The sequence below is a fragment of the Kocuria sp. HSID16901 genome (assembly GCF_003989425.1).
GTDB lineage: Bacteria > Actinomycetota > Actinomycetes > Actinomycetales > Micrococcaceae > Rothia > Rothia massiliensis.
This window is the reverse complement of the sequence record NZ_RBLM01000010.1, coordinates 1-22,597: the sequence shown is the minus strand read 5'-3', so window position 1 is coordinate 22,597 and position 22,597 is coordinate 1. Positions and strand designations below refer to the sequence as shown.

Below are 22,597 nucleotides of genomic sequence, written 5' to 3'. Positions count from 1 at the left end.
CCCTGCCATAGGACACACGAAAGAGGTTGAGACCATGGCCATCGATGTTGATGCTTTGCTCGCTCGCGTTCCCACCGGCTTGTTGATGGGAGGAACCTGGCGGGATGCCTCCGACGGCGGCACGTACGACGTCGAAAACCCCGCAACCGGTGAGACGATCGCACGTTTGGCTTCGGGCACGAGCGACGACGCCCGTGCCGCTTTGGACGCTGCATGCGAGGTTCAGGGCGAATGGGCTGCAACTCCCGCGCGGGAACGGTCCAACATCCTCCGGCGTGCTTTTGACCTGGTGCAAGAACGCAAGGAAGAGTTCGCGACGCTCATGACCCTCGAGATGGGCAAGCCCCTGGCCGAGGCCCGCGGCGAGGTCGTTTATGGCGGTGAATTTCTTCGGTGGTTCTCGGAGGAAGCCGTTCGTGATTACGGTCGATACGCCCCAACGCCCGAGGGCAACCTGCGGATGTTGACGGTCCGCAAGCCGGTCGGCCCTTGCTTGCTCATCACGCCGTGGAATTTCCCGCTGGCCATGGGAACCCGGAAGGTCGCCCCTGCCGTGGCAGCTGGTTGCACGATGGTTCTCAAGCCGGCCCGGCTTACCCCTTTGACGAGCCAATACTTCGCTCAGACGATGCTCGACGCCGGTCTGCCGGCGGGTGTCCTCAACGTCGTCTCGGGTGCTTCGGCTTCGGCGATCTCCAATCCGATCATGGAAGATTCCCGGTTGCGTAAGGTCTCCTTCACCGGGTCGACGGAGGTCGGCAAACAGCTGATGGCCAAGGCCGCGGAGAACGTGTTGCGCACCTCCATGGAGCTCGGTGGGAACGCGCCGTTCATTGTCTTCGAGGACGCTGACCTGGACGACGCCGTTGCTGGGGCGATGGGTGCCAAAATGCGGAATACCGGCGAGGCCTGCACCGCGGCCAACCGGTTCCTCGTGCACGAATCCGTGGCCGAGGAATTCGGCCGGAAATTCGCCGCGAAGATTTCGGAGCTCACCATGGGTAACGGACTGGACGAGAAAACCACCTGCGGTCCGCTCGTCGAGGCCAAGGCCTTGAAATCCATTTCCGAGCTCGTCGACGACGCCACCGAACGCGGGGCGAAAGTGCTCGTCGGAGGGAAGGCAGGGGAGGGTGCCGGCTACTTCTACGAGCCGACCGTCCTGGCCGATGTGCCAAGCGACGCCCGAGTCATCACCGAGGAGATCTTCGGTCCGGTGGCACCCATCGTGACCTTCTCGACCGAAGAAGAAGCGATGAAGCTGGCCAATGCCACGGAGTTTGGTCTGGCCTCGTACGTGTACACGCAAGACACCTCGCGCATGTTCCGGGTTTCCGACCATCTCGATTTCGGCCTCATGGGCTTCAACGCGGGCGTTATCTCCAACGCGGCCGCGCCGTTCGGCGGAGTCAAACAGTCCGGCTTGGGCCGCGAAGGCGGGGCCGAAGGCCTCGACGAATACACCACAATCCAATACATCGGCATCAAAGACCCCTACGCAGGGCACTGATACCCCCCCGACTTTCACCCAGATATTCAGTAGGAGGAACCTTATGGTCACCCGACTCAAGAACTTCATCAACGGCGAATTCGTGGAATCTTCCGCGACGGAGACCCTCGACATCGTCAGCCCCGTCACCGGTGAGACCGTCGCGGTCTCCCCGATTTCGACCGATCAGGACATTGACGCCGCCTACGCCGCGGCCGCGAAGGCCTTCACGACCTTCCGCAAGACGACTCCTTCGGAACGTCAAAAAATGTTGCTGGACCTTGCCGATGCCATGGAAGCCAACTCCCAGCGTCTGGCCGACGCCCAGTACCGAAACACCGGGCAGCCCCGGGAGACCATCCTCTCCGAGGAGGTCACCGGAGGCGCAGACCAGATCCGGTTCTTCGCCGGTGCTGCCCGTGCCCTCGAGGGGAAGGCCGCCACGGAGTACGTCGAGGACCACACCTCGTACGTACGCCGCGAGCCGATCGGCGTCGTCGGACAGGTCACTCCGTGGAACTACCCGCTGGACATGGCGATTTGGAAGCTCGGGCCGGCACTGGCCGCCGGGAACACGGTGGTCCTCAAGCCCTCCGACACCACCCCGGAATCCACCCTCGTTCTGGCCGAGCTGATCTCGGAGATTTTCCCCGCCGGCGTCGTGAATATCGTGTTGGGCGACGGACAGGTGGGCGCCAAGGTGGTGGGGCACAAGACCCCTCGCCTCGTCGCGATCACCGGATCCGTTCGGGCTGGTCGGGCCGTCGCTGAGTCTGCGGCGAAGGACCTCAAGCTGACCCATTTGGAGCTCGGCGGCAAGGCGCCCGCAGTCGTCTTCGCCGACGCCGATCTCGAGCGCACGGCCCAAATGCTCACGGAGTTCGGATATTTCAACGCGGGGCAGGACTGCACCGCCGTGACCCGAGTGCTCGTTGAGGAGTCCGTAGCTCAGGAGTTCACCGCATTGTTGGTCAAGGCCGCCAAGGCGACCAAGACCGGTTCCGAGGTCGACGCCGAGAATTATTACGGCCCCCTCAATAATGTGAATCATTTCCGCACCGTCATGGGTAAGCTCGAAAACCTGCCCGAGCACGCGGTCGTTGAATGCGGCGGCAAGCAGCTGGGAGAAAAGGGCTTCTTCATCGAACCGACCGTGATTTCTGGCGTCCGCCAAGACGATCCGATCGTTCAGGAAGAGACCTTCGCTCCGGTCCTGACCGTGCAGACGTTCACGAGTGAGGAAGAGGCCCTCGAGCTGGCCAACGACGTCGACTACGCCTTGGCCTCCTCCGTGTGGACCTCGAATCACGGAACCGCGATGCGGGTCTCCCGTGACCTCGATTTCGGCTGCGTCTGGGTCAACACTCACGTGGTGCTCGCCGCGGAAATGCCGCACGGCGGATTCAAAGATTCCGGCCACGGCAAGGATTTGTCCATGTACGCCGTCGAAGAGTACACGCGCGTCAAGCACGTGATGCACGACCTCAGCGCCTAACCGTACTTCGCCAGAAAGAGGCTTCATTCATGACCGAGATTTCATACCGTCTCCCTCAGGAGATCCGACTCAACGGGCAGTTCCCCGGCCCCAAGTCGAAGGCCCTCGCTGATCGCCGCGCCAAGGTTGTGCCGGGCGGCGTGGCCTCGTCCGTTCCGGTGTACGCTGCGGACGCCGACGGCGGCGTGATCGTCGATGTCGACGGAAACTCGCTGGTTGACCTGGGCTCCGGCATCGCCGTGACCTCGGTCGGCGCATCCGCCCCGAAGGTCGTCGAGGCCGTTCAAGAGGCGTCGCAGCACTTTACGCACACCTGCTTCATGGTGACCCCGTACGAAGGGTACGTTGCGGTGGCGGAGAAGCTCGCCGAAGTCACCCCCGGTGATTTCGAGAAGCGTTCCGTGCTGTTCAACTCCGGTGCCGAGGCCGTGGAGAACGCCGTCAAGGTGGCTCGAGCGGCCACCGGGCGCAACGCCGTCGTCGTGTTCGACCACGCGTATCACGGCCGGACGAACCTCACGATGGCGCTCACGGCCAAGGCCGCGCCCTATAAGCGTGGGTTCGGTCCGTTCGCCTCTGAGGTGTACCGCGTGCCCATGAGCTACCCGTACCGCGAACCCGCGGAGATTGACGGGAAAGAAGCCGCCGAGCGCGCGATCTTGCAGATCGAGAAGCAAATCGGCGGACAGGACGTTGCCGCGATTCTCATTGAGCCCATCCAGGGTGAGGGCGGATTCATCGTTCCGGAGGAAGGTTTCCTGCCTCGACTGGCCGAGTGGGCGCGTGAAAATGGCATCGTGTTCATTGCCGACGAGGTGCAGGCGGGATTCTGCCGCACGGGTAAGTGGTTCGCCGTCGATCATGAGGGAGTCGAACCCGACCTGGTGACGCTCGCTAAAGGCATCGCGGGAGGCATGCCGTTGTCCGCGGTGACCGGCCGTGCCGATCTGCTCGACGCCGTGGGCCCCGGTGGCCTGGGTGGCACATACGGCGGCAACCCCGTTGCGTGCGCCGCCGCCTTGGCCTCGATCGAGACCATGGAGGAGTGGAACCTCAACGAACGCGCCGCCTCTATTGAGAAGTCGGTTCGCAGCGCGCTCGAACCGTTGGTCGATGAACTCGACATCGTGGGTGAAGTGCGTGGCCGTGGCGCCATGATGGCCGTGGAGCTGGTTTCGGATTCCGTGTCCAAAAAGCCGCATCCCTCAGCCGCGAAGGATATTGCGGCCTACTGCCTCGAACGCGGCGTCGTAATCCTGACCTGTGGAACGTACGGAAACATCATCCGTTTGCTTCCCCCGCTCACGATCGGCGACGACCTCCTCGACGAGGCCTTGGCGGTTCTCGTGGAGGGCATCCGCTCGGTCTAAGCCCGAGAAGCCCCGAACATCACGACGACGGTGCGCGACCTTCCGAGGGAGGGAGCGCACCGTCGACGTATGTGAAGTAAAAGGACGTGTCATGTGCAAGTGGGCGCACGTCATCAATAAATATTTTCAAGAAAATGCGACAGGGGCCGTGCAAATTGACCAGAATATCCTCCATGAGTCATTCCCCCTATGATGAGCCCGTTTCGCCTCAAACCTCGATGGGTTCTACTGCTCGCCGTATTCGGTCCGGTGCACCGAACGGACACAAGCTCAAATCGCGACACGTCACGATGATTACCCTCGGTGGAATCATCGGCGCGAGCCTCTTTGTGGGCTCCGGCAACGTCATCCGATCTGTGGGCCCAGCCGCCGTGGTCTCGTACCTCATCGGCGGCTTGTTGGTTTTCCTCGCGATGCGCATGCTCGGCGAGATGGCGGCCGCGCGTCCGGCCATCGGTTCGTTCATGGAGTACGCGCGAGAAGGGCTCGGCGACTGGGCGGCTTACCTCGTGGGCTGGCTTTACTGGTACTTCTGGGTGGGCGTCCTCGCGTACGAGTCCGTTCTGGGCGGAGAGACCCTCCACGGCTGGTTCCCGGCGATTCCGGCCTGGGCGGGATCCTTCGCCCTCTTGGCGCTCTTCGTGGGCACCAACCTGATCTCGGTGCGGACCTTCGGCGAGGTGGAGTTCTGGCTCGCGAGCATCAAAGTCATCTCCATTGTCGTCTTCCTCGTGGTGGGCGTGCTCTTCGCGCTGGGATGGTGGCCGCACGCGGACTTCTCGGTGGGTAACCTCTGGCAACATGGAGGATTTGCGCCGCACGGTTTCGGGGTGGCCTTTACCGGCGTCGCCTTGGTGATTTTCTCCTACTTCGGGACCGAGATCGCCGTGATGGCCGCGGCCGAATCCGAGGACCCCGCCAAGGGAATTCGGCAGGCCACGTCCACGGTGATTTGGCGCATCCTGTTGTTCTTCGTGGGTGCGGTCCTGGTGATTACCGCCGTGATTCCGTGGGATGAACTCCCGGTGCCGAGCGACGTTTCGCAAGCTCCGTATACCCTGGCCTTTGCGAAGTTTGGGCTTCCCGGGGCCGACTTGGTGATGCAGCTGATCATCTTCACGGCTGTGCTCTCGGTGTTGAACTCCGGCCTCTATTCGGCCTCGCGCATGTTCGCGGCCCTCGCAGACCAGGGATTCGCGCCCAAATTTGTGACCCGCCGTTCTCGCGGAGGCGTCCCTTATATGGCGCTCTTGGCCTCGACGACCGGTGGCGTGGTGGCCACCATCGTTAACTTCGCCGCACCGGATTCCGGTGTCTTCGACTTCATCATGAATTCCGCGGGACTCGTCGCACTCTTCGTGTACGTATTCATTGCGCTCACGCAAATGAACCTGCGCCGCAAGATGACGTCCGAAGAGCGTGCGGGGCTCAAACTCAAGGTGTGGTTCCACCCGTGGCTCAACCTGCTTCTGATGGCAGGCGTCGCGTTTGTTCTGGTGGTCATGCTGACCACGCCGGATGGCCGGAGCCAGGTGTGGACGAGCCTCATTGCGACCCTCGTATTGTTGATTTTCTGGCCCCTCGTCCGTCGCGGGCTTAAGAAGCGGAAGGCGACTCAGCGCGGCTGAGTCGCAGTGGGCCGTCGTCGGTGAAGCGCTTCAAAAGTCTTGCGAACGTAGTCTTCTCGTCGGCCGTCCACCCCGACGTTCGCGCGTCGATAGCTCTCCTGAGCCGAGAACGAGCCATGTCCATCGCCTCATGACCCGCAGGGGTGAGGGAAAGCAGCGCTTGACGTCCGTCGTCCGGAGAACGCTCGACCCGGAGGAGACCCTGCGCGGCCAGGGACGAGCAGCGGCGACTCACGACGCTGCGGTCGAGGCCCAGGTGACGGGCCACCGTTGCCGCGTTGACGGACTCCTCTATTCCGAGACAGCGCTCCAAGGCGCTCAGGGTCGTGTACGTTCCCGCATCGAAGCCCTCGTGAATTCCGGCGGTGAGTTCGGCGTAGAGGGACGTTCTGAAACCTTGGTTGAGTATTGCACCTAGCGCTGCGGAGATCTCATGTGCTTCCTGTGACATAGCCGAATTATATGTGCAATATGCACATATTTGATATGTTCTGTGCATGATGCACATAACTGAGGTGGGCCGGCCCCTGATGAAAAAGATGCTTGATGAGATATTCAACCAACGGCGGGTGCCCCTCGAAGAGATCGTTGAGACGTATTTCGCCCGGGGCTACCGGCAACGGACCAATGGGTCGTGGTCAACCCGGGATGAATTCGTTTCCCATCTTTCGAGGGTGCGCGACGTCGTCGAAAGCATGGATATCACCGTGGCGAGTGAACTCGTCGAGGGTGAGCGGTACGCGGATCACCACATCCTCCGAATCCACAAGAGGAATGGCGAATCGACCGTTCAGGAAGTGTACGCATTCGCGCGTCGAGATCAGGACGGACGGTTCCTCGAGCTTCAAGAGGTCACCCTGATGACTGTGGGCTCAGAAACGGATCGAGGGCTCGGGCAGGCCTAGATGCCCTGCCACGAGCCCTCGATGTGCGGTTACGCCGACTTGGTCCAACGCCACCTGTAATAGGCGATCCATGCGGCATTGAGTGCTACGGGTGCCGCCACTTTCGTGAGGCGAGGGGCCAGGCCGTGGGCTAAACCTGAGGCGACGGCGGTTCCTGCGGTCAGTGCGCCAAAGCGGGTCAGTCGGTTGACAGCGGACCAGCCCAAGAATTCCTGGAGATCCGCATCCCGAAGGCCCTGCTCCCGGGCATAGGCGGCGTACGGAATGTCTTCGACGAGCCCGGAGATTACGGCGCGAGCACCGTACTTCTTGGACTCACGTTCCACCAGGGAGAGTGTTTCGGCGGTGATGCCGGGACGGTCCAAGAATTCATTGCGGGTGCGGCGCTTGCCGAGTTCTTGGGCGCGGTAATACGTCAGTGCGCCTCCCACAAGGGAACCCGCCGTGGCTGAGATGGTGGCGGAGAGCCCGCGCCGGGCATGACGCACCGCGAGGTTGGTGGTCCACACCTCGGGGGAGATGACGCCCAAGGCACCGTCGGCGATACCGAGGCCGAAGGCCACCACATGAGCGCGGAGTGCGCCCGAGCGAGCAGAATTCGAGCCGTTCTTCGCGGAGCCGTTGTGCGTTCCTCGCGACCTCGTGGATCGCTCGGCGACGGCCTTCTGACGTTCTTTGGCCTCGTGACGGCGCTTTTTGGTCTCGTCCGGCGAGAGGGAGATCTGCCACTCGCTGCGACGCTTCTGTTTTTTCGGGACAAACCCCATCTGTGCTCCTTCGATTGGTGTCCTCCATTCACCCTACCCGCCGCTTATGCTGGACCTATCAATCGCTCGTCCGCAGAAAGCAGGAGTCATGGAGGAGAGCACTCGCCGCACTGACCGACCTCGAACCGCGCCCTGGGCCCGAGTCTCCGTTCCTTGGGAGACGGTGGAATCCGTGGGCCGCGGAATTCCCGACAACACGCGACATGCCTTAGTGAAGGTCGCCGATGCAGCCCATCGAGCCGGAATCCCGCCACGGAAGCTATCGCTGGTGGCCGCCGGAAGCGGGCTCTTGGCGGCGCTGACCTTGGCCCTCAGCGCGTGGGCCGGATCGGACCTAGCGCGATTCTGGTGGTCGTTGCTCGCCGTAATCCTCCTGGGGCTCCGGCTTGCGGGAAACGTGGTGCTGGAATCGCTCCGAACCAAAGTGGCGGGGAACCGTCGCATCGGAGACATTCCGGTGAACCTTATCGACGCGGCCGCCGATGTTCTCTTGCTGCTTGCCGCGGGCGCTGCCACACGTCAGGTTTGGCTCACGTCGGATCATCTCGACACCGGTCTGACCCTAGCCTGGACCGCAGCCCTGCTGGCCGTCGTCGCCCCGTACCTCACGGCCCTAGGGGAACTGGGGGAGATCGGCACCTTCCTGCAAGGGCCGATGAATAGTCGTCGAACCATGTACGTGCTCATCGCCGCCGGCATCCTGAGTTGGTTTGAAGCCTTGGGATCGGCGAGGGGATATGTCTTCGCTGTGGCGCTCGTGGTGATCGTTGCGGGATGGGTGACGACGATCGTGTTGCGCCTGTGGTTCATGGGCCAGGAACTCACCATCCGTCGGGCCGAAGCGGCCGGTCGAATGACCCCGGCGCAGGATTCTCAGACAGATTTCTCCAAGGCCGCGTCTCGCGAGGAACTGGCAACCCGTCGAATCGACTTGGTCCGACCGGAAACCCCGGCATCCAACCTGCGCAGGCCTCACTCGACACGCGTCGAAGATCCCACGAATGGACCGAAGCCCGCTTAAACCGCTGAGGGTGACGACGTCGATGTACTACCCGACGTCGTCACCCTCAAGAGGTTTAGTTACCAGCCCGATTTAGCTCTTGCTGGGCTTCGGCTCCGAGGACTTGGATGGCTCCGGAGCCGAAGACGACGGGCTACTGCTCGGCTTCGAGTTGTCATTCGAATTGTTATCCGAAGAGGAACCTGACGATGGGGACGACGACGGCGCAGGCGCCGGGGTCGCCTTGGGGCCGGAAGAAACGGTGATCGTCACCGTCGATCCCTGAGGGACCGAGGTGCCAGCCTGGGACGACTGCCGAATCACGGTTCCGGCGGGTTCGCTGGAATCTTGGTTCACAATTTCCGTCGAGAGCAAGGTGTCTTGGCTCGTCAGTGTGGCAATGGCGGCGTCACGGTTGAGCCCGACGACGCTCGGAACCTGAACCTTGCCAGTGGAGAGGATCAGATCCACCGTGCTCCCGGCGGCCGCCTGACCACCGAGTTTGGGTTCGGTCCCGATCACCATGCCGGCTTGAACCGACGCGCTATTGGCGTTTTGTACTCGTCCCGCTTTGAGCCCCAACTCCTCCAGCCGGGATCGCACGTATGCTTCGGACTGCCCCGCGAGGTCATCGGGAATCGTCACCGAGGAAGGTCCCTTGGAGACCTTCAACGTCACCGTAGAGTCCTTCTCGACTTGCGTCCCGTCGACCGGGTCGGTGCCGATCACGTGGCCGGACTCGACCTTGTCGGAGAAGTCTTCCTTGACGTTGACCTTGAGGCCTTCATTGCGGAGGTTGTCTTCGGCCTGCTGTTCGGCCTGATTCGCGACGGTTGGGACGTTCACGTAAACGGGCTTATTGAGCTGGTTTTGGTAGTAGAGCCAAGCTCCCAAGGCCGTGGCCGCGAGCAGGAAAATGATGAGTCCGAGGATCACGTTTTTCCAGGCCGTACGGCGTCGCTTCTTCGCCGCAAGGGCCTTATTTCGCTCGTACTCGTAGAGTTCCTCGTCGGTGTACTCGTCCTGAGCCGACGGAAAGAAACCGGAGACGTTGGCGTCTTCCATCTGAGTTTCTGAGCCGTCGCTCGTGGTGTACCCGGAGTCGTCGTCCGGGCCGGCGTTTTCGCTCGAGACCAGTGAGGATTCGTAGGCTTCGTCATCGTTGGCTTGTTCGTGTCTGTCGGCGGCCCGCGACGCCGCAGCCCCCGCACCGGCAGCGGCGACTCCCGCGGCAATTCCGGTGACCCCGCCGATCGCTTGCGTCGGTTCTTCCTCGTTGGAACCGGCGTGGTCAACACTGATGCCGTGTGAGGCGTTGTCGAGGGCGTACGCAAAATCCTCGGCCGACTGGAAACGGTCGGCCCGGTTTTTCTCGAGGGCCTTGAGCACGAGCGCGTCGAGGGCGGGGGAGATGTCCTTGCGGAATTCGCTCGGCGGAGCGGGAGTTTCGCGCAGGTGTTTCCCCACAATGTCGACGCTGGAGTCGCCCTCGAAAGGGGGACGCCCGGCGAGCATCTGATACAGAAGGCAACCCACCGCGTAGAGGTCCGAACGTTCGTCGACGGTCTCGCCGCGCGCTTGCTCGGGCGAGATATAGCGGGCGGTTCCCATGATGGTCTGGGCTTCGGTGAGCGGCTTGGCGCTTTCCGTCATCGCTCGGGCGATGCCGAAGTCCATCACCTTAATGCGTGAGGGTCGGTCGAGGGCACGGTCCTCTTCGGTGCGGTCCAAAACCATCACGTTCGCGGGTTTGACGTCGCGGTGAATGATGCCGTGCTCATGGCTGTAGCGCAAGGCGTCCAACACGCCATCCGCGTAGCTCAGGGCGTGATCAAACGGGAATTGACCCTCGCGGGACATCGCGGCCTTCAACGTGGTTCCGCTGAGACGCTCCATGACGATGTAGGGGACGGCGTCGGCATCATCCTGATCTTTCAGAATGGTGTCGTCACCTTCGAGGGTGTCCGCCTTGACCTGAGGCATGGGCGCGGTCGCATCAGGGTCGGCGTGGGCTTCCTCGGCCGTCATGGGCCGAAAGGTGCCGGTATCGAACACGGCGACGACGGTCGGATGGTTCAGCGACGCAATGGCCTCAGCCTCCCGGCGGAACCGGGTGCGGAACACGGCGTTTTTGGCATGCTCGGGTCGCAACACCTTGATGGCTACCGGGCGACCTAGGCGGGTATCTTCCGCGGCGTACACCGTGGCCATGCCGCCGGAGCCAAGAATCTCTCCGAGCTCGTACCGGTTATCGAGAATGCGAGGGACGCGCACTGTCATAGAGATTCCATCACCCGTTGGTTCCGTGGGTGGTGCCTGCGGCCTGCTCACCCTGTTGGTTCGAAGAATTCTGCTTCTGTCCTGCAGCGTTCGGGCTGGAGGACTGCGAAGTGCTTGCTGACGACGGCGTGGGGTTCGCGGTCTGCGAGGGGCTGGAGGACGGCGTCGGTGTTGGCGTCGAATCCGATCCCGTCGAGACGTAAACATCCACGTTCGAGCCGACAGTCACCTTGGTGCCTTCCGCGGGCGTGGTACGGATGACCTTGCCGGCAGACTGCTCATTCGAGGCCTGTTCGTGTCGTGTGACGTTGACACCCATCTTGGTGATCTCCTGGATCACGGAATCCGCGTTCTGCCCCACCATGGAGCTGGGAAGGCTCACCGTTTCAGGTCCCGTTGAGTACACCACCGTGACGTTGGATCCCACGGCAACCTCGCCGCTCGGGGAAACATCCAGCACTGAGTTTTCGGGTTGGTCTGAATTCTGGCCCTCGGAACGCACCGTGAGCCCCAGGCTGGCCAGCTGAGAGACGACGTCGTCGAGCTTCTTACCCTTGTACTTGCTCACGTCCACCGAAACCATTTTGGTCGAGCTGGAACTCGATCCTGAAGGCTCCTGGGACGACGTCGTCGACGAGGCTGCCGAGGAAACGGTGCCGTTGGTCCCCGGCGACGCCTCTGCCCCGGTTCCGGAGCCTGCCTGGACGATCCACCAGATGCCCAAGCCAATTGCGAGGAGCAAGACCAGCACCGGGACGAGCCACTTCCAAACGGCGGACCCCTTGGACGACTTGGAGTCTCGAGAATCCGCGTAGTCGCCCTGGTACTTCAAGGACCGGGGCTCGCCAACCGTCGGCAACTGCGAGGTGGTCGGCTGAGTCTGGTAGCCGGCGGCGGAGGCGCCCGAGCCGAACCGGGTGGTGCCCCCGTTATTCATGGCCTCGGTTGGGGCCGTGAGCGGCTGGGTCACACCGGTATCCGTGCTCATGGGCAGGTAGGTCGAGAGGCCCGGAACGGCCTTGACGGCCGCCTTGAGGTCATTGCGGCGAATCGCGTCGACGGCGCTTGCAAGCGTCGTCGCATTGGCCGGCCGCTGCTCCGGGTCCTTGGACAAGAGGCACATGATCATGGCCTGAGCGGGAACCGGCACAGACTTCGGCAACGGCGGCGGCGGGTCATTGACCTGGGCCAGTGCGATCGCAATCTGGGATTCGCCGGTGAACGGGCGCTTCCCTGCGAGACACTCGTACCCGATGATGCCCAACGAGTAGAGGTCCGACGACGCGGTCGCGGTCTGTCCCGTGGCTTGTTCCGGGGCAAGGTACTGAGCCGTGCCCATGACTTGGCCGGTTGCCGTGAGCGGCACCTGATCCGCCAGTCGCGCGATGCCGAAATCGGTCACCTTAACGCGGTTGTCGGGCGTGATCATGATGTTGCCGGGCTTGACGTCTCGGTGCACGAGACCCTGTGCGTGTGCCGCAGCGAGAGCTCGTGCGGTCTGGGCGATGATGTTCAGCGTTCGGTCCGCGGTGAGCGTCTTCTCCCGCTCGATGATGTTCGACAGCGGTTCGCCGGGAACGAGCTCCATGACGAGGTATGCCGAGCCTTCTTCTTCGCCGTAATCGAAGACGTTGGCGACACCGGGGTGGTTAAGCAACGCCGTGTGGCGCGCCTCCGCCCGGAAACGTTCGAGGAATCCGGGATCGCCGGTGTATTCCTCCTTGAGAATTTTCACGGCGACGATGCGACCGAGGACTTTGTCCTTGGCCTTCCAGACTTCGCCCATGCCACCGACGGCGATGCGCTCGGTCAGGCCGTAGCGACCGCCGAGGGTCGTGGAAGATGAGGGCCTCACTGATTCAACACCGCCTCAAAGAGTTGCTTGGCTCCCGGGCTTGTCAGTTGGGCACCGGTGACCGCATCTACGTCTTCGTAGACAATAGCAACAGCTAGCTGCGGATCGTCGGCCGGAGCGAATCCGGTGAACCACGCTTCGTTATTTCCTGCGGTTCCAGTTTCGGCCGTACCGGTCTTTCCGGCCACCTTGGTGCCGTCGATCTTGGCGCCGGAAGCGATGCCATTGTCGACGTCACTGACCATCCAGTCACGGACCTGATGCGCCACGTCGGGGGACGTTGACTGCCGCAACTGCTCGGCCGAGAAATCGTACAGGGTGCTCAGGCTATTGGACCGAACCGCTTTCACCATGTTCGGCTTCATCTGGACGCCGTTATTGGCGATGGCGGAGGACATCATTGCCACCTGAAGAGGGGTGGTTTTGACGTCATACTGACCGATCGAAGACAACGCAAGCTCGCTCTTGGACATGCCACTGGGGAAGTTGGATGGAGTAACGCTCATCGGGATGTTGAGCTTTTGGCCGTACCCGAAATTTTGAGCTGTCTTGGCAATCTTATCTTCCCCGAGGTCCATTGCGATCTGCGCGAACGGGGTGTTGCACGACTGTTCCAGGGCCCACTGGATGGACGCCTTGTCGCGTGTGCTGCACTGGCCATTCACGTAGTTCGGCAAAGTAGTGCTGGTGCCGGGCAGGGGGAGGTTCTGCGGATTGTCCAGCGTGGAATCTTTGTTGTACTTCCCGGATTCCAGGGCGGCGACGGCGTCCATGATCTTGAAGGTGGAGCCAGGGGAGTAGAGGTCCCCGCCGATCGAACGGTTGAACAAGGGCTTATCTTGATCCTGGTTCAGTTCCGAGTACGCCTGAATCACTGACTTGGAGTCGTGCGCTGCGAGCTGGTTGGGGTCGTAGCTCGGCGTCGACACCATGGCCTTGATTTCGCCCGTCTTCGGGTTCATCGCGACGATGGAACCCTTGTGACCTTGCATCAACTCGGTGGCTTTGGCTTGAAGCTTGGGGTCGATGGTCAGTTCGACTGAGGCACCGCGAGTTTCTTGGTTCGAGAACATTTGGGCGATGCGGTCGTAGAACTGCGAATCTGACTTGCCCGAGAGCTCGTCGTTGAGCGCGGATTCGAGACCAGTGGATCCGTAGACCATGGAGAAATACCCGGTCAGGGCGGCGTACTCGTCTGTCTGGGAGTATTGCCGTTGGTAGCCGAAGCTGTCGTCGGTGGGCACGGACTGAGCGATGGGAGACCCATTGACCAGGATCGAACCGCGCGCAGAACCGTACTCGTCGTAAAGCTGGCGGCTATTCCAAGGGTTCGCCGTCAGCGCGTCTGCGTGGAAGTACTGAACGTATGTCAGGGAACCGACGAGCAGGATGAATACTCCTGCCGCAGCAAGCCACGTCCTACGAATGGCCTGGTTCACGAGTGACCTCCTGCTGAATGTGGGGAAGAAGCAGTTTCCTCATGAGTGGGTTTTCCAAGGCGGGAGATGGCTGCGGTGGCACCCAGCTCCCCGGTGTCGGCGATCGGCTCGGATTGCGCGTCGTCGTTGACCACGCGCGGCGACCGAGCAGAGTGAGAGATCGCCAAGAGTAGACCGGCAATAGTCCAGTTGGCGAGCAACGATGAACCACCGGCAGACATGAACGGCGTCGTCAGACCCGTCAGAGGGATCAAACGCGTGACGCCTCCGACGATGACGAAGAGCTGCAACACCATGGCGGCGGATAGGCCGGCCGCGAGGAGCTTGCCGAAGGCATCGGGGGTGCCGATCGCGGCGCGGAATCCTCGCGACACCAGGAGCAGGAACATCATGAGAATGGCGCCGAGGCCGAGGAGCCCCAGCTCTTCGCCGATCGTCGTGATGATCATGTCCGAATTCGCAAAGGAGACGAGGTCCGGCCGTCCGTTGCCAAGCCCCCTGCCAAAGAGCCCTCCAGAAGCCAGACCGAACAGTCCTTGAACGATCTGCCCGGATCCGCCGATTTGCTGGTTGTACACCGCAGGGTCGAAGGCATGCACCCATGAGTCGATGCGGACGGTTACGTGGCTAATGGTGTTGTAGGCCAAGACGAGGCCGACGGCGACCATCACCAGTCCCAAGACCACCCAGGTCAGGCGGTTGGTCGCGAGATACAGCATCGCGAGGAAAAGGCCAAAGAAGAGGATCGCCGAGCCGAGGTCGTGCTGAACCACCAAGACCCCGATGCTCACGAGCCACGCCACGAACAAGGGTGCGAAGTCCCGGAACCGCGGCAAACGGACCTTGCCGATCTTCTTCCCTGCCAGCAAGATCAGGTCGCGGTTCGCCGAAAGATAGCCGGCAAAGAATATAGCGAGCGTGATCTTGGCGATCTCGCCTGGCTGGAAGGTCCGGCCGCCGATGGCGATCCAAAGGCGCGCCCCGTTGATTTCCTGACCCAGGCCGGGAACCAAGGGGAGCAGGAGTAAGAAGATCGAGACGGCGAGACAGATGTACGTGACTCGCAGGAGAATTCGGTGGTTGGTCAGGAACCAGAGGACCGCTGCGCAACCGACCATGGCGAAGGCGCTCCAGGCTGTCTGCGAGCCGATGACGGATGACGTCGTGGTGAGGTCGATCCGGTAGATCATCGTCAATCCAATGCCGTTGAGCACGACGACGATGGGCAGGATGAAGGGGTCCGCATATTTGGCTTTGACGTGCAGGATCACGTGAATCAGCAGGGATCCCACGATCAGAACCAGGGCGGCTCCGATGATGTGGCCGTCCCATGCGGCCGTCCGTTCGAGGTCCACCAGGCACATGGCCCCAATGCCGATGATCCAGGAAATGAGCAACAGGAAGAGCTCGAAGAACCGCCGAGGTTTGGGCACTTGCGGTTCCTCGGGGGAAATTTGGTCGGCGCTGTGCGCACTGTGAGTTTGGGTGCTCATGAGCCGTCCCCTCCTGAACCGCTGGAATTGGATGGTTGCCCGTTACTGGATGGCGCCGCGCTGGACACCGTGCCGTGAGGCGTGGGTCGCGCAGAGGTGGAATCTTTGTCGAGGCTGAGGTCGGAAATGATTCGTTTGGCCTCGTCCACGGAATTCGCGTGAATACCGCTGGTCACTCGGCTCTTCGAGTATTCCGGAAGGTCCTTGACCTTGACGTCGGTGTCTTGCTCGATGCTGTTGAGATGGATCGGTCCGAGCGACTGGTCCACCCCACGGTAAATAGCGACCTTACCGTCGTTCTCGCCGACGTAGTACTGGTTATTGACCCAGGCGAGACCCGCCCATGCAGCACCCGCGAGCAACACCACGATGAACGCCCAAATGAAGAGGGCAAGTCCCCATCGCCGCTTGTGGCGATTCGGATGGTCCATCTCCTCGAGGAGCTCATCGGGAATCTCTTCGCCCTCGTCGGAATCGATCGACGTGGTTCGGGCCAGGGTGGCTCGCCGTTGCACGGTCGAGTCGGTCACGGTGGGAATCTGCCCGGTGTGCGTCGCGGATGCCGCGGCCCCGACCAAGAGGTGAGGGCGCTCGGAGAGCTCGCGTCGCAGGACGGAAGCCGTGCTCTCGTCCTGCTTCTGCGCTTCCTCGAGGTCCATACCGGAGCGCTGGGTCATCACGTTAAGGACGGAATCCGAGAAGGAATCGCCGCGCCACCGGCCGTGACGCAAGGTGTGGCCTGGCTTCCCGCCATGTTGGCGCGGGAGTCGACGTCGCCAGGGGGCACGGACGGGGTCGTCGTCCGAATCGTCCTGCGAGATGTCGCTCGCGCCCGTCTCGGGGTTCTCTTCTTCCCAGGGGGCGGTGGAGGAATCCTCATCCAGGAACTTGGGCCATTCCTGATCGGTGTCCCGCACGTCATTACCGGAATCATCGATGGCCGAAACACCCGCACTGGCTGGCATTCCCTCGGGCTGGGGCTCCTCGGAAACGCCCTCTTGGTGCTCGTCGGCGCGGCTATCTTGACCGACGGCGTCCAGGCGGCTCGTGACGGCATTCGCGAGATTGGATGCCTCGTTGACCTCCACGATCGCGATGGTGACGTTGTCTGGTGCGCCGCCGTCGAGCGTGAGTTCCACCAGGGACTCGCAAATATGCTGCAAGTCGTTGGAGGAGCCGAGCAAAGACTTGATGACCTCGTCGGACACAACACCCGAGAGACCATCGGAGCACAATAGCCAGCGATCGCCGACTTGGGCGTCCACACGCTTCAGCTCGAGTTCGGGGGAGGCATCCGTGTCGCCCAGCACCCGCATGATGACGTTCTTGTGGGGGTGGTTCTCGGCGTCCTCAGGCCTCAGACGTCCTTCTTCGACCAGCCGCTGCACGAAGGTGTGGTCCGTGGTGATCTGCTCAAACGTGTCCCCGCGGAGCCGATATGCGCGCGAATCGCCGATGTGGGCAAGCTCGAGTTCGTCGCCGTCGACGAGGAGTGCGGTGCACGTGGTGCCCATCCCGGCCAGGAGGGGATTGAGCTTCACGAGCTGGTTCAGGATGATGTTCGCCGTTTGAATCTCGTCGGCGAGGAATGTTCCGGCATCGCCGTCGTAGTCGCTACGGTCCAGCGGGGTCAGATCCAGGACGGTCGAAGCGGACGCGACGTTGCCGCCCACGTGGCCGCCCATGCCGTCGGCGACGACGGCGAGGTAGCGACCCGCGTAGGCGGAGTCGTCGTTCTTGCTGCGAACGCGACCGGTATCGGAACGCGCGGCGTAGCGGAAGGCGATATTCATCGAAGTCAGGGCCTCAGTTCGAAGACGGTTCTACCCACGGTGAACTGAACGCCCGGTTCGATGAGGCTCGCGCGAGTGAGGCGCTGACCGTTGACAAAGATGCCGTTGGTGGACCCAAGATCTTCCAAAAACCAGCGGGATCCTTGCGGGAAGAGGCGTGCGTGGTGTCCGGAACAGTAGTCGTCGTCGAGGGGGAGGGTGCAGTCTTGGGCTCGCCCGAGCATCACCGGGGATTCGCCCATATCGAGAATCGTGCCGGATCCGGGGCCTTGAACAATGGTCAGGCGGCTCGGACGCTTGGGTGCCTGTTGCTTTTGCGATCCGGTGGTCGTCGGCGCCTTGGAAGACGACTTTTTACGACGGCGTCCCGGTAGGGAGGTGAATCTCAACGTTTGACCGATGCCGAGATCCCGGCGTTGTCCTGCGAGGATCACGAAAATAAAAACCCAAAGAAGGGCGAGAAACCCGAATCTGAGGAGCGTTACGGTCAGCTCTGAGGCCATTAGTGACTACTCCTCGGTGCTAGCAAACGGAAGGTGATCTTGGTTCGCCCCATTGTAATGACCGTTCCGTCCACAAGTTCGTGACGTCCACGCAAGCGCGTGCCGTCGATGGTGGATCCGTTGGTGGACCCAAGATCGACGGCGAGGAAGACGCCGTCTTGATTAAGAATCTCCAGGTGACGCCGGGAGACTCCGGTGTCTTCGATCGTGATGTCGGCTTCCGAGGAGCGTCCTAAAACGATCGAGGTCGCCTGGATCGAGAAGCGCTGGCCATTGATATCAAGAACGGGCTTGTAGTTCGTCGGGCTGCGGCGAGACGCTCCGTGACCGCCGGGCGCGTTCATGACCTGGGTGGCGTCGGGCGAGGAATACTGCTGGGCCTGATCACGCCTACTCGGCGTACGAGGGGCGATGCGCGACGACCCACTCGGAAGCGAGCTATTCGACGCCGCAGCAGCGGCCACAGGGGCGGCATATGCGGCATCGGAGGAGTGGCCGTAATCCGGGGCCCCACCGGGAGCATAGTGCTCGGAACGGTCCGTGGGTGCTTGAGTGGCCTGGCGGCCCACGGGGGATTCGGGGCGGCGGCCGTAGTCCTGTCCGCCGTTGTACCGCGTTTGCTGCCGGGCCGGCGATGCCGCGGCACTTGCCCTACCGCGTCCCTGTCCGGCGGAGCGCCCCGAGCGCTCCTGAGAAGAAAGGACCAGGAATTCGCCCTTCTGCAACTCATCGGATTTGGTGCGTGTGAAGGTCACGCGGACGGCGCCGCGCAAGGTGTATCCCTGGGAACGCGCATGGCGAATCGCGACGTCGCAGAGTTCCTCAGCGAGTTCATAGCCCCAGTCTTGGGCGCGGGGGAAGTCTGCGTCGGAGAATTCGACGGTGAATACGTTGGGCGCGATGGTGCGGCCCTCTGCGATTGCGTAGGACTTCTTGTCCATTTCGGAACGCAAGCGACTGGCGACGTCTACCGGCTCGATCCGGCCTTTTGACCCCGCTTTGAAGACGCCTCGGACGGCCTTTTCGAGGCCACGCTCGACGTTTTCAATGAGTCCCATGGTTGCCTCCTGGTCTATCGGTCACGGCCCGGGCAACCCTAATTCTGGGTATGGGGCACCGCCACCGCGTACGGCCTCGATCCCTAGGATAGTAGAGACCCAGTCTGAATAGAGGGTGAAAGGCGGAACTTGCCTATGAATGCAGGCCGCATGTGGATTTGACGGCATTCGCGTCGGGTCCATCCAGGGCTGTGGATGGCTGGTCTCGGCCACGTTGCGCAGGACGGTGAGACCGGTCAATACGTGGCTAAGGACACCAGGACCTGGATTAGACACCTTCTGGAACCTCTGGGTAAGATGTTCAACGTTGCCTTTCGCGTGTCCGGATGTTCGGAGCGCGAGTCACTTGCGCGAGTGGCGGAATTGGCAGACGCGCACGGTTCAGGTCCGTGTGCCCGAGAGGGCGTGGGGGTTCAAGTCCCCCCTCGCGCACCAACACAACGGCTGGCCATCAAGCGAGATGCTTAATGGCCAGCCGTTTTGTCGTCCAGCGGCCTATCCACCCCCTGCCGCTGATTCACTCCTGGTTGGTCAGGGCTTCCTGAGTCGCCTTCTGGATATCGTCGCCCGCGCGGAGCGGCCTTTTTGCGAAGATCCCTTCATGAGCCAGGACTGGTCGACGGTCGCCCGCCAGCTCGGGGTACTTTTCTTCCAGTTTTTCGCGCTTTTCGATGGTGCGTCGCCAATGGGCGACGGCGTCGGGATGACCGCCACCGATACTTTCCCAACTGTGCGGCATTTGCTCCCGTGACGGTCCGGCGTCCGCAGAATTGCCCATATGGACGGCGGACATGAGTTTCCGAGTGGGGGCCTGGCATATAGGACACGGCGGATTGTCCGCGTTCATGGAGGCCAGCCCAGCTTCGAAGCGATGGTCCCGTCCACAGCGGAAGTCGTGCAGGATCATGAGTAGAACCCCTCCGGCGCCCAACGAATGTCGTTGGCGGCCTGGTCGGCGTCGTGACCGAAGAAAACTTCGGCTTCTTTTTCTTGGGCAATCTTGCGGAGCTTCTCGACCGAATCAAGCCAGGCCAAGTTGTTCCACACGATGGCAGCGCCGACGGCGGGCGGTCCCCAGGAGTCGCGCATATAGACGGCATCGGACGTAAAAATTTTGGTGCCGTCGTTGGGCAGATCCAGCATCAGAGACATGGTGCCCCACGTGTGGCCGGGTGTTTGGATCACGCTGACACCGGGCAGGATCTCTTCATCGCCGTCGATGCCGCCGATGTCCAGACCCTCGTAGTCGGAGGGAATGTGGGCGCCTTGGTTGTAGCCCGTGATGCCCTTGACGCCTTCGAGTTCGGCCGAGCTGGTGACGATTTTCGTCTTGCCGTTATCGAAAGCTTTGGCGTTGGCCGCATGGTCGAAATGCAGGTGGCTGAGGACCAGTAGATCGATGTCTTCAGTGGTCAATCCCATCTGGGCGAGACTGTGGTCGAGGTATCCCGCTTCGGGGTCTTCGGCGTCGTCTACCACGGGGAAGAAGCGGTCGAAGGTGGTGGGCTCCCAGCGTTTGGCCCAGTCGCGTGGAACGCCGGTGTCCCACAGCATGCGGCCTTCTGGTGTTTCGACGAGGATGGCGTGCGTGGGGACCAGGCCGAACTCACGCGGGGTGTTTCTCTCTTGAACTGGCTTGATAATGCGGTCCGGCTTCAAGAGGAGCCACGTATAGTCGGCCTCCATGTCGCCCGAGTGGAGTACATGCGCTTTGATGTCCATCGGTTTTCTGCCTTCTGTCGAAGATATGACTTAAGCCACATTTCCAGCCGACCAGCGTTTCGTCAACCTACATATTTTTGTAGCTGATCGTCATATAGTGAGATTCAGGCCACATCAAATCGGTGGTGGCTCGGAAGGAACTGTTATGAAAATTCGTGCGGCTGTACTTAACACCATGGACGCCGAGCGCCCCTTCTCGGAGTCCCGCCCCCTTTCGATCGAAGAGCTCGAATTAGATGAGCCGCAGCAGGGAGAGGTTCTCATTCGGATGACCGCCGCGGGTGTGTGCCACTCGGACCTCTCGGTGGTGGATGGCAATCGGCCGAGGCCCCTTCCGATGGCGTTGGGGCACGAAGGAACCGGGATTGTCGAAGAAGTCGGGTCTGGGGTTGAAGGTCTCGAAGTTGGGGACCACGTGGTCACAGTCTTCTTGCCGCGATGCGAGGATTGCGACAACTGCCGGACCAACGGCAAACTACCCTGTTCCCGGGGCACCGAGACCAATAACGCGGGATACTTGCCTGGCGGGGAGCATGTGGTTCGTCTGCACCGCCCCGATGGTTCGGAAGTCCTTCATCACTTGGGGGTTTCCGCCTTCGCAACCCATGCCGTGGTGAACCAAGCCAGCGTCGTCAAGATTGGTGCGGACGTTCCCGCCGAAGCGGCTGCGCCCTTGGGTTGTGCGGTACTCACCGGCGGTGGCGCCGTCGTCAATGCCGGGCAGCCCGAAGATGGCGAAACGATCATGGTGGTGGGTCTGGGTGGTGTGGGGATTGCCGCCCTGCTCACTGCCGTCGGACTGAAAAAGGGGCGAGTCATCGCGGTCGACGCCCAAGAGGACAAGCTCACTCGCGCCACGGCACTCGGGGCCGATGAAACGTACACCCCAGCGCAGGTTGCTGACCAGGGAATCAAGGCCGATCTGGTGATTGAAGCCGCGGGTCATCCGAAAGCCTTCGAGACCGCGTTCGAGGCCACGGCGGTCGGTGGGCGAACGGTCACCGTTGGACTTCCCAGCCCGAAGGCCGAATCCGTGATTCACCCGGTGGTTCTCACGGCCGAAGCCCGTACGGTCATGGGGAGTTATTTGGGTTCCGCCGTGCCGTCACGTGACATCCCGCGGTACGAAGATCTGTGGCGTAAGGGTGAGCTTGCGGTTGAAGAGCTGGTCTCCTCGCGTATCTCTCTCGAAGACATCAATGAAGCTATGGACACCCTGGCGGACGCCAAGGCCATCCGCCAGGTCATCATCTTCGACGACGGGCGGGACCCTCAAAACTGAGGTCAGGGCAACGGAGGCGTGACAATGAGAGGCGGGGATTAATCCCCAGGCGTCGCCTCTGTTTGTCATGAGTTTAGATAAATTGCTCATCCATGAGGCTCGGATTAGCGAGATATATTGCAAGATTAGACATTTCCAAAATACTACCTAGCTCTACCAGGGGTTTATGGGCTGGTGGGATGTTTTGGCCGCTCCCTCAACATATTCTGTCAATATGAACCGCAACGAAACATTGGACATGACAGATCAATACGCACCCGAGCAAGGGCCGCACCGGGAACATTTGGTGCCGGTGGTCAATAATGACACGGGATTGGGCACCGCGAGCCTTGTATTGGGAATCGCCTCGATTTTGGCGGGATGGCTCGTGATTGCGCCAGTGATCGGTTTGGTGGCTCTTCACAATTCGGGGTGTAGGTGTGGTCTGAATCCGCCGGCTTCGAGGAGTGCGCGGGCGATGTAGTTGGTGAGGTTGCGGAAGCCGAGGGCCAGGCCACGCAGGTGCTCGAGGCGACCGT

General features: G+C 61.8%; 18 protein-coding genes and 1 tRNA gene. 8 read left to right on the top strand and 11 right to left on the bottom strand.

Annotated features, from left to right (window positions below; translation table 11 throughout):
• Window positions 1-34 precede the first annotated feature (34 nt).
• The 4 genes from D8M21_RS10515 (at window position 35) to D8M21_RS10500 (ending at window position 5,982) form a co-directional block, all read left to right on the top strand.
• Complete coding sequence (locus D8M21_RS10515; protein ID WP_048683420.1) at window positions 35-1,510, top strand: NAD-dependent succinate-semialdehyde dehydrogenase; 1,476 nt, start codon at window positions 35-37, stop codon at window positions 1,508-1,510.
• Window positions 1,511-1,553: 43 nt separating this feature from the next.
• A complete protein-coding gene (locus D8M21_RS10510; protein WP_048683288.1) occupies window positions 1,554-2,984 on the top strand; it encodes a gamma-aminobutyraldehyde dehydrogenase in 1,431 nt (476 codons plus the stop codon).
• A 29-nt stretch (window positions 2,985-3,013) separates the two neighbouring features.
• Window positions 3,014-4,354, top strand: coding sequence for a 4-aminobutyrate--2-oxoglutarate transaminase (gene gabT, locus D8M21_RS10505; RefSeq protein ID WP_048683286.1), 1,341 nt, complete (start codon window positions 3,014-3,016; stop codon window positions 4,352-4,354).
• 173 nt (window positions 4,355-4,527) lie between these two features.
• A complete protein-coding gene (locus D8M21_RS10500) occupies window positions 4,528-5,982 on the top strand; it encodes an amino acid permease (RefSeq protein WP_126855853.1) in 1,455 nt (484 codons plus the stop codon).
• Here the strand turns inward: D8M21_RS10500 and D8M21_RS10495 are convergent.
• On the bottom strand, window positions 5,951-6,433 hold the full coding sequence (locus D8M21_RS10495; protein WP_161800294.1) for a MarR family winged helix-turn-helix transcriptional regulator: 483 nt from the start codon (window positions 6,431-6,433) through the stop codon (window positions 5,951-5,953). The genes D8M21_RS10500 and D8M21_RS10495 overlap by 32 nt on opposite strands.
• Before the next feature lie 46 nt (window positions 6,434-6,479).
• Here D8M21_RS10495 and D8M21_RS10490 point away from each other — a divergent pair, with 46 nt between their 5' ends.
• Window positions 6,480-6,887, top strand: coding sequence for a hypothetical protein (locus D8M21_RS10490; protein WP_065424325.1), 408 nt, complete (start codon window positions 6,480-6,482; stop codon window positions 6,885-6,887).
• A 29-nt stretch (window positions 6,888-6,916) separates the two neighbouring features.
• Here the strand turns inward: D8M21_RS10490 and D8M21_RS10485 are convergent, their stop codons facing one another.
• Window positions 6,917-7,654 carry a hypothetical protein gene (locus D8M21_RS10485; RefSeq protein WP_048683277.1) on the bottom strand — a complete coding sequence of 246 codons (738 nt, stop codon included), beginning with the start codon at window positions 7,652-7,654 and terminating at the stop codon, window positions 6,917-6,919.
• 88 nt (window positions 7,655-7,742) lie between these two features.
• Here D8M21_RS10485 and D8M21_RS10480 point away from each other — a divergent pair, with 88 nt between their 5' ends.
• A complete protein-coding gene (locus tag D8M21_RS10480) occupies window positions 7,743-8,675 on the top strand; it encodes a hypothetical protein (protein ID WP_048683274.1) in 933 nt (310 codons plus the stop codon).
• A gap of 72 nt (window positions 8,676-8,747) precedes the next feature.
• Here the strand turns inward: D8M21_RS10480 and pknB are convergent, their stop codons facing one another.
• Genes pknB through D8M21_RS11530 form a run of 7 tightly spaced genes read right to left on the bottom strand, consistent with a single transcriptional unit; the run spans window position 8,748 to window position 19,075 of the window.
• On the bottom strand, window positions 8,748-10,934 hold the full coding sequence (gene pknB / locus D8M21_RS10475; protein ID WP_048683272.1) for a Stk1 family PASTA domain-containing Ser/Thr kinase: 2,187 nt from the start codon (window positions 10,932-10,934) through the stop codon (window positions 8,748-8,750).
• Between the two features lie 10 nt (window positions 10,935-10,944).
• Window positions 10,945-12,789, bottom strand: coding sequence for a protein kinase domain-containing protein (locus tag D8M21_RS10470; RefSeq protein WP_048683268.1), 1,845 nt, complete (start codon window positions 12,787-12,789; stop codon window positions 10,945-10,947).
• Window positions 12,786-14,228, bottom strand: a complete 1,443-nt coding sequence (locus D8M21_RS10465) for a peptidoglycan D,D-transpeptidase FtsI family protein (protein ID WP_048683265.1) — start codon at window positions 14,226-14,228, stop codon at window positions 12,786-12,788. Before D8M21_RS10465 ends, D8M21_RS10470 begins: the two co-directional genes overlap by 4 nt.
• A complete protein-coding gene (locus D8M21_RS10460; protein WP_082156893.1) occupies window positions 14,225-15,721 on the bottom strand; it encodes an FtsW/RodA/SpoVE family cell cycle protein in 1,497 nt (498 codons plus the stop codon). Before D8M21_RS10460 ends, D8M21_RS10465 begins: the two co-directional genes overlap by 4 nt.
• Window positions 15,718-17,514 (bottom strand): PP2C family protein-serine/threonine phosphatase, encoded by a 1,797-nt coding sequence (locus D8M21_RS10455; protein WP_048683262.1) that lies wholly within the window; start codon window positions 17,512-17,514, stop codon window positions 15,718-15,720. Before D8M21_RS10455 ends, D8M21_RS10460 begins: the two co-directional genes overlap by 4 nt.
• 5 nt (window positions 17,515-17,519) lie before the next feature.
• Window positions 17,520-18,017 carry an FHA domain-containing protein FhaB/FipA gene (locus D8M21_RS10450; protein ID WP_048683259.1) on the bottom strand — a complete coding sequence of 166 codons (498 nt, stop codon included), beginning with the start codon at window positions 18,015-18,017 and terminating at the stop codon, window positions 17,520-17,522.
• A complete protein-coding gene (locus tag D8M21_RS11530) occupies window positions 18,017-19,075 on the bottom strand; it encodes an FhaA domain-containing protein (RefSeq protein ID WP_053090033.1) in 1,059 nt (352 codons plus the stop codon). Before D8M21_RS11530 ends, D8M21_RS10450 begins: the two co-directional genes overlap by 1 nt.
• A 348-nt stretch (window positions 19,076-19,423) precedes the next feature.
• On the opposite strand from D8M21_RS11530, the gene D8M21_RS10435 reads away from it, so the two are divergent.
• Window positions 19,424-19,510 (top strand) — tRNA-Leu (locus D8M21_RS10435).
• An 82-nt stretch (window positions 19,511-19,592) separates the two neighbouring features.
• Here the strand turns inward: D8M21_RS10435 and D8M21_RS10430 are convergent.
• Both D8M21_RS10430 and D8M21_RS10425 read right to left on the bottom strand, forming a co-directional pair.
• Complete coding sequence (locus D8M21_RS10430; protein ID WP_202975624.1) at window positions 19,593-19,868, bottom strand: hypothetical protein; 276 nt, start codon at window positions 19,866-19,868, stop codon at window positions 19,593-19,595.
• A gap of 110 nt (window positions 19,869-19,978) precedes the next feature.
• On the bottom strand, window positions 19,979-20,797 hold the full coding sequence (locus D8M21_RS10425; protein WP_048683252.1) for an N-acyl homoserine lactonase family protein: 819 nt from the start codon (window positions 20,795-20,797) through the stop codon (window positions 19,979-19,981).
• Between the two features lie 145 nt (window positions 20,798-20,942).
• Here D8M21_RS10425 and D8M21_RS10420 point away from each other — a divergent pair, with 145 nt between their 5' ends.
• A complete protein-coding gene (locus D8M21_RS10420) occupies window positions 20,943-22,079 on the top strand; it encodes an alcohol dehydrogenase catalytic domain-containing protein (RefSeq protein WP_048683251.1) in 1,137 nt (378 codons plus the stop codon).
• Window positions 22,080-22,597: the final 518 nt, after the last annotated feature.